The sequence below is a fragment of the Pseudomonas sp. LAIL14HWK12:I7 genome (assembly GCF_000483465.1).
GTDB lineage: Bacteria > Pseudomonadota > Gammaproteobacteria > Pseudomonadales > Pseudomonadaceae > Aquipseudomonas > Aquipseudomonas kermanshahensis.
In genome coordinates this window covers 37,579-53,416 of sequence record NZ_KI519605.1, presented here as the reverse complement: position 1 = coordinate 53,416, position 15,838 = coordinate 37,579, and the positions used below count along the sequence as shown (strand labels likewise).

Annotated in this window: 11 protein-coding genes; 2 read left to right on the top strand and 9 right to left on the bottom strand. The window is 61.1% G+C overall.

Annotation, left to right across the window (positions count from 1 at the left end):
• Positions 1-42: 42 nt before the first annotated feature.
• From D886_RS0119590 to hmpA, 9 genes are all read right to left on the bottom strand, one after another.
• Positions 43-1,170, bottom strand: coding sequence for a hypothetical protein (locus D886_RS0119590; RefSeq protein ID WP_027595510.1), 1,128 nt, complete (start codon positions 1,168-1,170; stop codon positions 43-45).
• A gap of 115 nt (positions 1,171-1,285) precedes the next feature.
• Positions 1,286-2,494: an alanine transaminase gene (gene alaC / locus D886_RS0119585; protein ID WP_027595509.1), complete on the bottom strand. Its 1,209-nt coding sequence runs from the start codon at positions 2,492-2,494 to the stop codon at positions 1,286-1,288.
• Between the two features lie 317 nt (positions 2,495-2,811).
• Entirely contained in the window at positions 2,812-3,699 is an 888-nt protein-coding gene (gene cyoE / locus D886_RS0119580; RefSeq protein ID WP_027595508.1) for a heme o synthase, read from the bottom strand.
• An 11-nt stretch (positions 3,700-3,710) separates the two neighbouring features.
• Positions 3,711-4,043: a cytochrome o ubiquinol oxidase subunit IV gene (gene cyoD / locus D886_RS0119575; RefSeq protein ID WP_027595507.1), complete on the bottom strand. Its 333-nt coding sequence runs from the start codon at positions 4,041-4,043 to the stop codon at positions 3,711-3,713.
• The gene (gene cyoC / locus D886_RS0119570; RefSeq protein ID WP_027595506.1) at positions 4,043-4,666 is read right to left on the bottom strand and encodes a cytochrome o ubiquinol oxidase subunit III; all 624 of its coding nucleotides are present in this window, start codon (positions 4,664-4,666) and stop codon (positions 4,043-4,045) included. The genes cyoD and cyoC overlap by 1 nt, the downstream gene beginning before the upstream one ends.
• Positions 4,667-4,669: 3 nt before the next feature.
• A complete protein-coding gene (cyoB, locus tag D886_RS0119565) occupies positions 4,670-6,688 on the bottom strand; it encodes a cytochrome o ubiquinol oxidase subunit I (RefSeq protein WP_027595505.1) in 2,019 nt (672 codons plus the stop codon).
• Between the two features lie 3 nt (positions 6,689-6,691).
• Positions 6,692-7,636, bottom strand: coding sequence for a ubiquinol oxidase subunit II (gene cyoA, locus D886_RS0119560; RefSeq protein WP_027595504.1), 945 nt, complete (start codon positions 7,634-7,636; stop codon positions 6,692-6,694).
• A 557-nt stretch (positions 7,637-8,193) separates the two neighbouring features.
• Positions 8,194-8,700 (bottom strand): disulfide bond formation protein B, encoded by a 507-nt coding sequence (locus D886_RS0119555; RefSeq protein ID WP_027595503.1) that lies wholly within the window; start codon positions 8,698-8,700, stop codon positions 8,194-8,196.
• 455 nt (positions 8,701-9,155) lie between these two features.
• Positions 9,156-10,334, bottom strand: coding sequence for an NO-inducible flavohemoprotein (hmpA, locus tag D886_RS0119550; protein ID WP_027595502.1), 1,179 nt, complete (start codon positions 10,332-10,334; stop codon positions 9,156-9,158).
• A gap of 154 nt (positions 10,335-10,488) precedes the next feature.
• Between hmpA and norR the strand changes: the two genes are divergently transcribed.
• Both norR and D886_RS27155 read left to right on the top strand, forming a co-directional pair.
• Positions 10,489-12,039 (top strand): nitric oxide reductase transcriptional regulator NorR, encoded by a 1,551-nt coding sequence (gene norR / locus D886_RS0119545; RefSeq protein ID WP_027595501.1) that lies wholly within the window; start codon positions 10,489-10,491, stop codon positions 12,037-12,039.
• Between the two features lie 188 nt (positions 12,040-12,227).
• Positions 12,228-15,838 (top strand): Ig-like domain-containing protein (locus D886_RS27155; RefSeq protein ID WP_033694288.1); only part of this gene is annotated, 3,611 nt, incomplete at its 3' end.

Sequence of the window (15,838 nt, the reverse complement as noted above, 5' to 3'; positions counted from 1 at the left end):
GAAAAACGGGCGAACAGCACAGCGGCTGCCCGCCTGCCCGGCCTAACGCAGGGCCTTGTAAGTGTTGGCATCCCAGTGCTGCAGGCCAAGGCCTTCGCGAGGGTCATAACGGTCGCTGCGCACCTGGCTGAAGCGCGTGCGGGTTTCGCCGAAGTGCACCAGCCGATCGTCTTTTTGGCCTTCGGTGATGACGGTATACGACTGGCTGCGCATGGCCTGGTAGTGCTCATCGGCGGCCGCCATGGCCAAGTGATGCTGCATCAGCTGGTTGTCATCCAGCGCCAGGCACTTGTCCAGTTCGACACCCCAACGGGTCAGGCAGACTTCGGCGAAATGCCGCACGATCAACCCGGGTTCGACCAGCACCTTGCCGTCGCTCGCCCCGTCAGCCGATGCATTACCCACCAAAGTGGCATGCCGGCCTGGCATTGGGTAAATACACATGCGCGTGTTGCTTTCGACCGCTGGGATCACACAGGCAAAGCCATTGGAGCGTTCATCCCGGGAATAGAAACCCACATACTCATGGACGTTCCCGGCTAGTTTGACCCGCCTGCTCTGCACGTTGCCAGTGCCCGGCACCGGGTCAATGGCAAAAATATTGACCGGGATATCCCGCAGCAGCGGATCCTCAGCCATCGCATTGGCCAGCATATGGCAACTGATACCGCCGCGGCTCCAGCCCACCAGGTTGACCTGGGTGGGCAAGCACGGTTCGCGGAATATCTTGATGATCTGTTCCTGCAGCGCCTGCGGGGTCGGGTGGCGATCGCCGTAGTCATAAGTGCGCCAGAACCAGGAAGCCGTGGCGGACGCATCCGGGATCGGCACGCCTGCGTCTCTCAGCCTTGTGTACGCTTGCTCGGTGAGTTTGGTGCGCTGCCAACTGCTCTCACCCTTGATGACGTTCAGCACATGGCTCACGTTTTCTTCCCACCCACGACCAAACAACTGACCACTCCAGTTAAAGTAGCCACCTGGCTCAACGAACAATTCGTCATCCTGAAGGTTGCCGCTGCCCGGCCCGTCAACCGCAATCCAGTGGGCGAATTCGCGCCCCTGATCGTTGCTGGCCAATGTCGAGACCAGCTCGCCGTTCCAGAAATTGGGGTTGGCAGCATCGAAGCGATGGGAACCGGTGCCGCAGAAATACGCTGTGAATACACTCATTTGAATACCCGAACAGGAAAATGAGTGCTGAAGGTAGTGGCGCGAATAATCGCCAGGCAGTCGGAAGGCCAGCCCAGCTGATGTAACGAGGGGCCGCCACGCGGCCCCTCGCTGTTTACTTGCGGGTCAAACCATCCGCCCTGAACATCTGGCGGATGCCGCGAATCGCCTGGCGAATACGGTCCTGGTTCTCGATCAGGGCAAAGCGCACGTGATCGTCACCGTAGTCACCAAAGCCGATGCCCGGCGACACACACACCTTGGCCTCAGCCAACAGCTTCTTGGAAAACTCCAGCGACCCGAGGTGCGCGTACTCTGGCGGAATCTTCGCCCACACGTACATCGACGCCTTGGGGTTCTCGACCATCCAGCCCAGCTCGTGCAACCCCTTCACCAACAGGTTGCGGCGCTGGCGGTACTGCTCGGCGATATCGCGCACGCACTGTTGGTCGCCTTCCAGCGCGGCAATGGCTGCCACCTGCAAAGGCGTGAAGGTGCCGTAGTCGTGGTAGCTCTTGATGCGCGCCAGGGCGTTGACCAGCTCGGGGTTGCCGACCATGAAGCCGATACGCCAGCCCGCCATGTTGTAGCTCTTGGACAGCGTGAAGAACTCCACCGCGATGTCCTTGGCCCCCGGCACCTGCATGATCGACGGGGCTTTCCAGCCGTCGTAGACGATGTCGGCGTACGCCAGGTCATGCACCACCAGCACGTCATACTGCTTGGCCAGGGCGACCACGCGCTCGAAGAAGTCCAGCTCCACGCACTGCGCGGTCGGGTTGGACGGGAAGCCGAGAATCATCATCTTCGGCTTGGGGATCGATTCGCGTATCGCCCGCTCAAGCTCGTTGAAGAAGTCCACACCCGGCACCAGCGGCACCGAACGCACCTGGGCGCCAGCGATCACCGCACCGTAGATGTGGATCGGGTAGCTGGGGTTGGGCACCAGCACCGTGTCGCCCTGGTCGAGGGTGGCGAGCATCAGGTGAGCCAGGCCTTCCTTGGAACCGATGGTGACGATGGCTTCGCTTTCCGGGTCGATGTCGACCTCGTAGCGTTCCTTGTACCAGTTGGAAATGGCCCGGCGCAGGCGTGGGATGCCGCGGGAGGTGGAGTAGCCGTGCGTGTCTTCACGCTGGGCGACCTGCACCAGCTTCTCGACGATGTGCGGCGGGGTCGCGCCATCGGGGTTGCCCATGCTCAGGTCGATGATGTCTTCGCCACGACGGCGGGCAGCCATCTTGAGCTCGGCGGTGATGTTGAAGACGTAAGGGGGGAGACGATCGATGCGCGCAAAGCGGCGCGGCGAACCTGGGTTGGCCATGGCTTCCTCTGAGTACGTAAGCGCCCGGAACCGTCCGAGCGACGTTGGCCGATGTGGCGGCCTGGATCAGAAGATAGTGCCGAAACAGGATATCTGTAAAGGTCAATTTCCTGTTTTATTAGAATTTTTCAGATGTATTTTTTGAAAATTAGAATTTTGTGTTTTCAGGGCTGGCCTCTTCGCGGGTAAACCCGCTCCCACATGGATCGCACCCACATGCGAAATCTGTACATTACCCGCGAAGAGTCCGGCACAGGAGAACACCCATAAAAAAACCCCGGCACATGGCCGGGGTTTTCGTGTAACAGGCAGCGGTATCAGCGTGCGTAGGTCATCAGCACGTCCGCAGCGGTCTGGCTGTCCACCGACATCATCACGCTCAGGGCAGTGACAGTGAGGATAGAGAAGCCAAACACCTTGCGGGCCCACTTGCTGTCGTCCTCGGCCTTGTAGCCACCCCAGGCCATGTACAGCCAGTACAAGCCCATGGCAGCTGCCACGGCCAGGTAGCTGAGGCCGGCGTAACCGCCGAGGGTGAGCATCAGGGTGGCGAGCACGAAGGCCAGCACGTACAGCACGATCTGCTTCTTGGCAGCAAGAATACCGCGAGCCACCGGCAGAACCGGAATGTTGGCAGCGCTGTAGTCCTTGAAGCGGAAGATGGCGATCGCGAAGCTGTGCGGCATCTGCCACAGGCTGAACATCACCAGCAGGGTCACTGCAGCCAGGTCGAAGCTGTTGCTGACGGCGCAGTAGCCGATCACCGGAGGCATGGCACCCGAAAGGCTGCCGACCAAGGTGCCGTGCACCGATTTACGCTTCAGCCAGAGGCTGTAGAAACCGACGTAGACGACGAAGCCGATCAGCGCACAGAACGCCGACAGTGGGTTGGCCTGGACATACAGCAGGCTGAAACCCGCCACCCCAAGCAGGGTGGCGTAAATCAGCGCGAGGGGCAGCGACATGCCGCCCTGGACCATGACGCGGTTCTTGGTACGTTCCATCTTGATGTCGATGTCGCGGTCGATGCAGTTGTTGAACACGCAACCGGACGCCACCACCAGGGAAGTACCTACCACCACCGCCAGGAACAGGGCGAAGTCTACATGGCCCTTCGCGGCAAGGAAGAATCCGCCTGCCACGGAAAGCACGTTACCGAAAATGATCCCCGGTTTGGTGATTTGGATAAAGTGCTTAACGGACATGCAGTCTTACCTCACTTGGCCATCATTTCGATGTGGATGTTGAACATGATCCACAGCGACAGGCCGACCAGCAGTGCAATTACCATGGTGGTAAACAGGAACGTCGACACGTTGGAACGCTGCTCTTTCGAGCGGTCCATGTGCAGGAAGTACACGAGGTGCACTACAACCTGAATGACAGCCATGGCGACCACGATCAGAACGGTCAGGTTCTTCGGCAGGCTTGGGTACATCACCAGGCCGAACGGGATAGCGGTCAGGATGATCGACAGTACAAAGCCGATCATGTAGGACTTCACGCTGCCGTGATTACCTTCGTGATGAGTGTCGTGTGCGTTAGCCATTACAGAACCCCCAGCAGGTAGACGACGGTGAATACGCAGATCCAGACCACGTCCAGGAAGTGCCAGAACAGGCTCAGGCAGCTCATGCGGGTCTTGGCAGTCGGGGTAATGCCCTTGGTGCTGATCTGATACATCAGGATTGCCATCCAGATCAGACCTGCAGTCACGTGCAGACCGTGGGTACCGACCAGCGCGAAGAACGCCGACAGGAAGCCACTGCGCTGCGGGCCGAAGCCCTCAGCGATCAGGTGATGGAACTCGTAGATTTCCATCGCGATGAAGCCGGCACCGAACAGGAAGGTCACAGCCAACCAGCCCAATACACCTGCTTTCTTGCCATCGAACAGCTTCAGCATGGCGAAGCCGAAGGTGATCGAGGACAGCAGCAGGAAGGCAGTTTCAACAGCTACGAAGTCGAGCTGGAAAATGTCATGACCCGACGGGCCGCCGGCAAAACTGCCGGACAGCACCGCGTAGGTAGCGAAGAGCGACGCAAACAGGATGCAGTCGGTCATCAGGTACAGCCAGAAACCGAGTACGGTCATCTGGCCCGAGTCGTGGTGGTGATCGTCGTGCCCATGGTCGTGACCATGAGCAGCGCCGTGGATTACTTGACTGGACATTGATTACACCCGCTCAAACGATTCGACACGTGCGCCGGCAGGCAGAGCACCTGCTTTGGCCAGCGCTTTCATACGCTCGCCTTCGATGCGCGCCACTTCTTCGGCCGGAACCATGTAGCCCTGGTCGTCACGCGCAGCGTGGCGAACGAAGACAGCGATGGTTGCAACCAGGCTCGCACCTACCAGCCACCAGATGTGCCAGATGAAGGCAAAGCCGAAGACGGTCAGGAACAGGCCCATGAACAAACCGGTAGCGGTGTTGCTCGGCATGTGGATGGCGTCGAACTTGGTTGCCGGCTTGTAAGCAGCGCCGATTTCCTTGGTTTCGTGCCATGCATCCAGGCCAACCTGCTCAGGCATGTGGGCGAAGTTGTAGAACGGAGGTGGCGACGAAGTCGACCATTCCAGAGTACGACCGCCCCATGGGTCGCCGGTCACGTCCAGGTTCTGGTTGCGGTCGCGGACCGAAACGTAGAGCTGGATCAGCTGGCAAGCGATACCGAACAGGATCAGCACGGCGCCGACTACGGCAACGTACAGGTAGGGTTCCCACAGTGGGTTGTCGGAGTGGTTCAGACGACGGGTCATGCCCATGAAGCCCAGGGCGTACAGCGGCATGAACGCAACGTAGAAGCCCGAGATCCAGAACCAGAAGGCAGCTTTGCCCCACTTCTCGTTCAGGGTGAAACCAAAGGCTTTCGGGAACCAGAAGGCGAAACCGGCGATGTAGCCGAATACCGCGCCACCGATGATCACGTTGTGGAAGTGAGCAATTACGAACAGGCTGTTGTGCAGAACGAAGTCAGCACCTGGAACGGCCAGCAGTACGCCAGTCATGCCACCGATGGAGAAGGTGATCATGAAGCCCAGGGTCCACAGCATCGGTGCAGTGAAACGCACACGGCCCTGGTACATGGTGAACAGCCAGTTGAACAGTTTCACACCGGTCGGAATGGAGATCAGCATCGTCGCCAGGCCGAAGAAGGTGTTGACGCTCGCGCCGGCACCCATGGTGAAGAAGTGGTGCAGCCATACGGCAAAGCCCAGGATGGCGATTGCGCCCGATGCGTAGATCATCGAGTGGTGGCCAAACAGACGCTTGCCAGAGAACGTCGAAGTCACTTCAGAGAACACGCCGAAGGCCGGCAGGATCAGGATGTAAACCTCAGGGTGACCCCACGCCCAGAACAGGTTGACGTACATCATCGGGTTCCCACCAAGCTCGTTGGTGAAAATGTGGAAGTCCAGATAACGGTCAACAGTCAGCAGTGCGAGTGCAGCGGTCAGGATCGGGAACGAAGCGACGATCAGCACGTTGGCCCAGGTGCAGGTCCAGGTGAAGATCGGCATGTCCATCAGTTTCATGCCAGGTGCGCGCATCTTCATCACGGTGACGAGGAAGTTCACACCGGTAAGCGTCGTACCTAGGCCCGATAGCTGTAGCGCCCAGATGTAGTAGTCGACACCCACGCCAGGGCTGTACTGAATACCCGCAAGCGGCGGATAGGCAACCCAACCGGTCTTGGCGAATTCGCCGACGCCCAGGGAGATGTTGACCAGCAGCACGCCTGCCAGCAGCAGGTAGAAGCTCAGGGAGTTCAGGAACGGGAAGGCAACGTCACGTGCACCGATCTGCAGAGGCAGGGCCAGGTTCATCAGGCCGGTGAAGAACGGCATCGCCATGAAGATGATCATGATCACACCGTGAGCGGTGAAGATCTGGTCATAGTGTTCAGGCGGCAGGTAGCCTTCGGATCCGCCAGTGGCCGCAGCCAGCTGGGTACGCATCATGATGGCGTCGGCAAAGCCGCGCAGCAGCATGATCATCGCGACGATGATGTACATCACCCCGATTTTCTTGTGGTCGACAGTCGTCAACCACTCGCTCCACAAGTAGGTCCACTTGCGGAAATAGGTGATAAGACCGACGACAGCGATACCGCCGAGCGCGATCATGGCAAGCGTCACCATGACTATCGGCTCGTGATAGGGTATCGCCTCCAGGCTTAGTTTACCGAACATCTCTTACTCCTCTGCACCGGCAGCTGGTTGCATACTCGATTCCACACCCTTGGTAGTGGCCAGATCTTTGCTGCCTGCTTCTTCGTGGACCGGCTTGCCGCGGTTCATGCCTTCGTACTTGTCGACGATGGACTGGAACAGCTCTGCCGGGGCCTCGCTGTACAGCGCGACTGGGTTGTATTCGCTAGGTTTGGCCAGAGCTTCGTACTCGGCTTTGCCCAGTTTCAGCGGCGACTGCTTCACTTCGGCGACCCACTTGTCGAAGTCTTCCTGGGAAGTTGCAGTAGCCTTGAATTTCATGCCGGTGAAGCCAGCGCCGCTGTAGTTGGCGCTGATACCGTCGAATTCGCCGTTTTCGTTGGCGATCAGGTGCAGCTTGGTGGTCATGCCGGCCATGGCGTAGATCTGGCCGCCCAGGCCCGGGATGAAGAACGAGTTCATCACGGCGTCAGAGGTGACGCGGAAGTTGACCGGGGTGTTAGCCGGGAAGTTGATCTTGTTGACCGTCGCGATGCCCTGCTCCGGGTAGATGAACAGCCACTTCCAGTCCAGTGCGACCACGTCGATCTGGATCGGCTTGACGTCGGAGTCCAGCGGACGATACGGGTCCAGCTTGTGGGTGGACTTGTAGGTGACATAACCCAGGGCGATGATGATGATGATCGGGATGATCCACACCGCGGCCTCGATCTTGGTCGAGTGCGACCAGTCGGGGGTGTAGGTGGCCGCCTTGTTGGAAGCACGGTACTTCCAGGCGAACGCCACGGTCATGATGATGACCGGGATCACCACCAGCAGCATCAGGCCGGTAGCGATGAGGATGAGGTTCTTTTGCTCAATGCCGACCTGACCTTTCGGGTCGAGCAGGGTCCAGTTGCACCCACTGAGTAAAAGCATGCCTAAAAAGGGCAATATGCCAAACAGTCTGGGGTAACGCTTTTTACTCATCTCACAACCTCTAGATCAGCTTGCTTCAATGCAATTTGTGTTTTGGTAGCCAACACTTCGTCCTGCCAAGTGCGGCATTTCGCGCCCGTACTCGCTCCTGCCTGGGGTCCGACTGCAGGACCTTGGCTCAAGCGTGTTAGCGGTGCTTATGGTTTCGTAGGCAACAGGCCTGTACTTCAGACCAAGTCCATTTGGTGCGGGAAAACGCGGAGGGGTGTCCGCTCGGTATCGCCGCTGGGCGAAACTTGACGAAGTCAGCAAAAGGGAGCGCTGGGCTTCCTTCAATCCTGCGACTCGCAAGCAGTGCCGAACGGAAATTGGGGGCGATTGTAGATAGGTCGCCAACCCTTGACTATGACTTATTGAGCAACAGTCTTTTACAGAATACGTAACAATGCGACCCGAAGAATCAACTTCGCGACAGTTTGTCGCACCCCGCCGGGTAGCCCTCAAAGCCGCATTCTACAAGGCTTTGTGATTGATCTGGATCAAGCGGGGAGCAACTTTCTGCGCATCTCACGCCGTGCAAAAGACCTCATGCAATTCGGGACTTTTGTCTAAGCCTGACGTCGGTTGCGGTAGATGCCCAGCGGAACCAGAATGGCCGTCAGGACAAATGCGACCAGCGCCCACTGCGCCAGCGACAGACCGAGGATCGGTGGGTACGGCGTGCTGCAGAAGCCGTCGACCTGGAATGCCAGCGGCCACAGCTTGGCCAGGGGCAGGTCGTCGACGATCGGCTGCAGGGTATCGATGCCGCAACTGACCATGGGGTTGGCGAGTATATACACATGGTTGCCGGCCGCAACGATTCCCCCGATGGCGCTGAGTACCACCAAGCCTTCGAAGACCGTCAGGCTGCGCCGCCCCGGCATCGCGGCGGCGATGAAGGCAAACACGGCAATAAACAGCAAGGCATAGCGCTGCAGGATGCACAGCGGGCAAGGCGCCTCGCCCAATACCACCTGCATATAAAGGGCGCCACCGATCAGCGACAGGCAGATCAGCCCCAGCAGCACCAGAAAGCGCCGTTCCCGATTCAGGCGCGATGTTTGTTCGTTCATTGCCGGTTCCTTGGATGGAGAGTGGCCGCGTGGTCCGCCTGCCTGTGCGCGATTCTACACGCTGGGCAGGGCCTTTAGCGTGCCGAGGGGGCAACGTGATAGCACTGCGCAGGGCTATCCGAGATGGCTGAGACCGGCCATTGTGACGTCGGTTCAACGTCACACGGCAAAAAAGCGGCTACCCGGGTGCAGCGCAGGGGCAAGCCCCTCGACACCTGGCAGTGAAGGATACCGTGATTAAAGGAGGATTAAAGATGAAAGCTTGGCGGGCTGTTTCATCTCTCCTTTATATAAGCAGGTAGGCGCAGCCTGGTGATGCGAAGAGGCCGGTATATAAGCAGGTAGGAGCAGCCTTGTGCTGCGAAGAGGCCGGTGATGGCTCAGAGCATCTTCTGAGATCACCAGCCTCTTCGCAGCACAACGCTGCTCCTACAACAGCTAGGACTGCTGGGTGTTTACTCCAGCGCTGCCGCTGGACCGAAGAACTCGTAGCGGCTCTGCTGCTCCGGCACACCCAGACCTTTCAGCTGGCGCTTGACCGCCGCCATGAAGGCTTTAGGCCCCAGGAAGTAGGCGTCGACGTCACGTTCACGTGGCAGCCACTCGGCCAGCAGGTCTTCGCTCAGCAGGCCCACGGCATCGGCCGCAGCGCCGCCTTGCGGCTCGGCATAGCAGTAAAAGCGCTTGAGCTGGGGATGACGCTCGGCCAGGCCGTCCACCCAATCACGGAAGGCATGCACGGCGCCGTTACGCGCACAGTGGATGAAATGCACTTCACGCGGGGTCTGCAGTGCCGCCTGCAACATCGCCAGGGTCGGGGTGATCCCCACACCACCACTGATCAGCACCAGCGGCTTGTCGCTGGCGGCCAGGGTGAAGTCGCCTGCAGGTGGGAACAGCTGCAGGGTCTTGCCCACTACCAGTTCATCGTGCAGGTAGTTGGACACCTTGCCACCGGCTTCGCGCTTGACGCTGATGCGGTACTCATTGCCGTCGCACAGGGCCGACAGCGAGTAGTTGCGACGCTGCTCGGCGCCGTCGATGAACAACTGCAGGCCGATGTACTGCCCAGGCTCGGCCTTGAGCACTGGCTTGCCGTCCACCGGGGCGAAGTAGAACGAGACGATCTCGCTGCTTTCCTGCTCGCGGCGTACCAGGCGGAACTCGCGGGTGCCACGCCATCCGCCGGCGGCTTGCTCCTTCTCTTTATAGAGGCTTTCTTCAGCGCCGATGAGGATGTCGGCCAGCTGGCCATACGCGGCGCCCCAGGCCGCGATCACCTCTGGGGTGGCGATGTCCTTGCCGAGCACTTCTTCGATGGCGCGCAGCAGGCAGCTGCCCACGATCGGGTAGTGCTCCGGCAGAATCTGCAAGGCCACGTGCTTGTTGATGATCTGGCCGACCAGGCCGCCGAGTTGTTCGAGCTGGTCGATATGGCGGGCATACATCAGCACGCCGTTGGCCAACGCACGTGGCTGGTCGCCGCTGGCCTGGTGGGCCTGGTTGAACAGCGGACGCACTTGCGGGTACTCGTTGAGCATCATCTTGTAGAAGTGAGTGGTCAGCGCTTCGCCGCCGCTTTCCAGCAGGGGGACAGTGGCTTTGACGATTGCACGTTGTTCGGCAGTGAGCATTGCAACGACTCCTGAGCCTATGGCTTCGAATGATTGCCTAGGGTATTTCACCATTCGTGCCAACTTTTATACCCAGCAAAATCAGGGCGTTGACGCGTGTCATGTCAAAACGACTCGCTCGGGCGTATAGTCATAATGACCAAAAGGAGTCCCTATGACTGCAAAGCCACTGCTCACCGCCCTCCTCCCCCTGGTCAGCGACTTGTCCCGCGACCTGAGCGACCAGGAACGCTACCGCCGCTTGCTTCAGGCCATGCGCGGGCTGTTGCCGTGCGACGCCGCCGCATTGCTGCGCCTGGACGGTGAGTGGCTGGTACCGCTGGCAGTGGACGGCCTGAGTGCCGATACCTTGGGCCGACGCTTTAGAGTCAGCGAGCACCCGCGCTTCCAGATCCTCCTCAGCCGCCCACAACCCACCCGCTTTGCCAGCGACTCGGACCTGCCTGACCCCTACGACGGCCTGGTCAACGCCCCGGATGCCACGCTTGAAGTGCATGACTGCATGGGCTGCCCGTTGATGGTCGATGAGCGCCCTTGGGGCCTGCTGACCCTGGACGCGCTGACCCCCGGGCAGTTCCAGAGCCTTGAGCTGGATGCGCTGCAGGCTTTCGCCAGCCTGGCTGCCGCCACGGTAACCGTGGCCGAGCGTATCGAGCACCTGGCCCTGCGCGCAGAGGACGAACACCATCGCGCCGAGATCTACCGCCAGGCCAGTGCCCAGGACAAGGAGTTGATTGGCCAGAGCGCGGCACACAAGCGCCTGGTGGAAGAGATACGCCTGGTCGGCGGCAGCGAGTTGACCGTGCTGATCACCGGCGAGACCGGCGTTGGCAAAGAGCTGGTGGCCCAAGCCCTGCACCAGGCCAGCAACCGTGCCGACAAACCGCTGGTCAGCCTCAACTGCGCGGCCTTGCCCGATACCCTGGTGGAAAGCGAGCTGTTTGGCCACGTGCGCGGCGCCTTTACCGGCGCCCACGGCGAACGCCTCGGCAAGTTCGAGCTGGCCAATGGTGGCACGCTGTTTCTTGATGAGGTCGGCGAGTTGCCATTAACCGTGCAGGCCAAGCTGCTGCGTGTGCTGCAAAGTGGCCAGTTGCAACGCCTGGGGTCGGACCGCGAACACCGGGTCGACGTCCGCCTGATCGCAGCCACCAACCGCGACCTGGCTGCAGAAGTGCGCAATGGCAACTTCCGCGCCGACTTCTACCATCGCCTGAGCGTGTACCCGTTGCACGTTCCGCCGCTGCGTGAACGTGGGCGCGATGTGCTGCTATTGGCGGGGTACTTCCTCGAACAGAACCGTTCGCGCCTGGGCCTGAACAGCCTGCGCCTGAGCAGCGACGCCCAAGCTGCACTGCTCGCCTATGACTGGCCGGGCAACGTGCGCGAGCTCGAACACCTGATCGGCCGCTCGGCGCTCAAGGCGCTCGGCCAGCACCCGGAACGGCCGCGCATCCTCACCCTTGAGGCCATCGACCTGGACCTGCGCGCCGCTGCCCCATCGGGCCCGCTGCCCTCCCCCTCGCCGCTGCTGGAGGCGCCTCTGCCCGATGGCGGGTTGCGTGAAGCCGTCGACCTTTATCAACGCCAAGTGATCGAAAACTGCCTGCAAAGGCATGCGGAAAACTGGGCCGCCGCCGCGCGCGAACTCGGCCTGGACCGCGCCAACCTCAGTCGGCTGGCGCGTCGGCTGGGGCTTCGCTGAGGCTTACCTACAAAAGGATTAACCCAGAAAGCCATCTGGTTGCTTCTCGCTGGGCTGCTATATCTCCCTAACCACCGGTATCACGGCCGTCATGGTCGAGGCTGAGCGCAACACGTTGCATTGACGTTGCGCCGGCCCTGGTTCGCTGAAGCCGAGCCAGTGTAGCCGCACACCAGCAGGGAGCATCCATGGACAACATCGTCGTCGCCGATAAGCAATCCGCAGTCGCCACCCAGAGTGCCTGGGGCAATGTCAGTCTCAACGGGCCAGGCGTCGTGCAGATGCCGGTTTCCCCCGATAAAGTGGCAACCGTCACCCAGCGCGGACAAGACCTGATCGTCACCCTGAAGTCGGGCGAGAAGGTCACTATCGGCAACTTCTTCGCCGTGGATCAGGCCGGCGTCGGCAGCGACATCGTCTTCGTCGGTGAGGACGGCACCCTGTGGCATGCGAACTACGATGCGGTGGCTTTTACGGGCTTTACGTTCGACGAAGTGGCCTCGCTGGATGAACTGGTCGCGGGTATCGGTGTGGCGGGCAGCGCGATGCCGACCTGGGCCATTGCCGGGCTCAGCCTGCTGGGTATTGGCGGCGCGGCGGCGGCGGCCGACAACAGCAGCGGTGGCAGCAGTGGTGGCTCGGACCCAGGCGACACCACAGCGCCGGCCACGCCGATCGACCTGCTGGTGTCCCCTGATGGCCTGCGCCTGACGGGCCGCGGCGAAGCCGGCAGCACGGTGAATATTCGCGACGGCGCGGGCAACCTGATCGGCAGCGGCACGGTCGGTGCCGATGGCAGCTTCAACGTTGCGTTGAATCCCCCGCAGATCAACAGCGAAAACCTTGAAGTCACCCTGACCGATGGTGCGGGCAATGTCTCGGCCCCCGGCAGCGTCACCGCCCCGGATGCAACGGCACCGCTGGCACCGACCGATCTTGCCATCAACGAACAGGGCACCACCCTCACCGGCCGCGCCGAACCCGGCTCGACGGTGGCGGTGCGAGGTGCGGGTGGCGTATTGCTGGGCAGCGCGGTGGCGGGGGCTGACGGGCAGTTCAGCATCAATTTGCAGCCACCGCAGACCGATGGCCAGGCATTGGAAGTGATCGCACAGGACGCAGCCGGCAATACATCGCCGGCTGCTGGCATTACGGCCCCGGATGTTGAAACGCCTCCGGATACCACGGCGCCGGATGCACCTGTGGATCTGGTAGTCGGCTTTGCTGGCCACCAGGTGACAGGCCGTGGCGAAGCGGGTACCACCGTGCAGGTGCGCGATGCCGCTGGCAATGTGCTGGCGACTGGCACTGTGGGTGCAGATGGCACCTTCCTGCTGACCCTCGACCCTGCCGTGATCGATGGCAGCACCCTGCAAGTGACCCTGACCGATGCGGCGGGCAACGTTTCGCAACCAGGCTCGGTCACCTCCCAAGACCTGCTGCCACCTGCGCAGCCGACTGACCTGGCCTTGGCTGAAGGCGTGACCCTTACTGGTCGCGGTGAACCAGGTGCCACTGTGCAAGTTCGCGATGCTGCCGGCAACGTGATTGGCACCGGGCTTGTGGGCGCAGATGGCAGCTTCAGCCTGACGCTCTCCCCGGCTCAAGCGAACGGCGAAGCGCTGGATATTCGTCTGGTGGACGCCGCTGGTAACAGCTCGACCCCACTACAATTCGATGCGCCGGATATCACTCCGCCTGATGCCGTCAGCAACATCGTGGTCGGCGCTGGTGGGCTGGTCCTCAGCGGTCGCGGCGAAGCCGGGGCCACTGTGGAAGTGCGAGATGCCAACGGCAATGTGATTGGCACAGGCACTGTATTGGCCAATGGCACGTTCTTGATCGACCTCGACCCGGCAGCGCAACCCGGCGAGCACCTGAGCCTGGTGCAGACTGACCCAAGCGGCAACACTTCGGTTGCCCTCGAATACGACGTACCAACGACCACCGCCCCTGCAAGCCCAAGCGATCTAGCCATCGATGCCGATGGCACCACCCTCACCGGTACCGCACCAGCGGGCAGCCGCGTAGAAGTGCACGATGCCAACGGCACGCTGGTCGGCAGCGCCATTGCCGGTGCCGATGGCACCTTCACCATTGAACTGAATCCACCACAAGCCAACGGCGAACTGCTCGATGTCGTCGCCATCGATGACACTGGCCTGTCTTCTCTGCCCGCACAGATCACCGCACCGGACATCACTGCACCAGCCGCACCGAGTGAGTTGGCCGTCAGCGCCAACGGCACCGTTGTCACCGGCCGGGCCGAGCCGGGTAGCACCGTTCGTATTCTCGCCGCCGATGGCACCGAGCTGGGCAGCGCCTTGGTCGGGCCGACTGGCGTGTTCAGCATTAATCTCGATCCACCTCAGGTTGATGGAGAGGTTCTACAAGCCACGGCTACCGATAGCGCTGGCAATACCTCCACCGCCAGCTCCGTTACCGCACCGGATATCGATGGCGGCGATACCACGCCACCGGACGCCCCTGTTGATTTGGTGATCGGTCTCGCTGGCCACCAACTGACTGGCCGTGGCGAAGCGGGCACTACCGTTCAGGTGCGTGATGCCGCCGGCAATGTGTTGGCGACTGGCACTGTGGGTGCAGATGGCACCTTCCTGCTGACCCTGGATCCTGCCGTGATCGATGGCAGCACCCTGCAAGTGACCCTGACCGATGCCGCGGGCAATGTTTCGCAGCCAGGTTCGGTCACCTCGCAAGACCTAGTGCCACCTGCGCAGCCGACAGATTTGGCATTGGCCGATGGCGTGACCCTTACCGGTCGCGGTGAGCCAGGTGCCACTGTGCAAATTCGCGATGCTGCGGGCAACGTGATTGGAACAGGGCTGGTGGGCGCAGATGGCAGCTTCAGCCTGACCCTTTCACCCGCTCAAGCGAACGGCGAAGCACTGGACATCCGTCTGGTGGACGCTGCTGGCAACAGCTCGACCCCACTGCAATTCGATGCGCCGGACATTACTCCGCCTGATGCCGTCAGCAACATCGTTGTCGGCTCTGGAGGTCTGGTATTGAGCGGCCGCGGCGAGGCTGGTGCCACTGTGGAAGTGCGCGATGCCAATGGCAATGTGATCGGTACCGGCACTGTCTTGGCCAACGGCACCTTCCTGATCGACCTCGACCCGGCTGCCCAACCCGGCGAGCACCTGAGCCTGGTGCAGACCGACGCAAGCGGCAACACTTCCGTTGCCCTCGAATACGACGTACCAACGACCACAGCCCCGGCCAGCCCAAGCGACCTGGCCATCGATGCCGATGGCACCACCCTGACCGGTTCCGCACCGGCCGGTAGCCGCGTAGAAGTACACGATGCCAACGGCACGCTGGTCGGCAGCGCCATTGCCGGTGCCGATGGCACCTTCACCATTGAACTCAATCCACCACAAGCCAACGGCGAGTTGTTGGATGTCGTCGCCATCGATGACACGGGTCTGTCATCCCTGCCTGTACAAATCACGGCACCAGACATCACTGCACCAGCCGCGCCGAGTGAGCTGGCCGTCAGCGCCAACGGCACCGTCGTTACCGGCCGTGCCGAACCGGGTAGCACTGTTCGTATTCTCGCCGCGGATGGCACCGAACTGGGCAGCGCCTTGGTCGGCCCAACTGGCGTATTCAGTATCAACCTAGATCCGCCCCAGATTGATGGCGAAGTACTGCAAGCCACCGCAGCTGACGCTGCCGGTAATACTTCGGTTGCCAGCTCCGTCACCGCACCGGATATCGACGGCGGCGATACCTCACCACCGGACGCCCCTGTTGATTTGGTGATCGGTCTCGC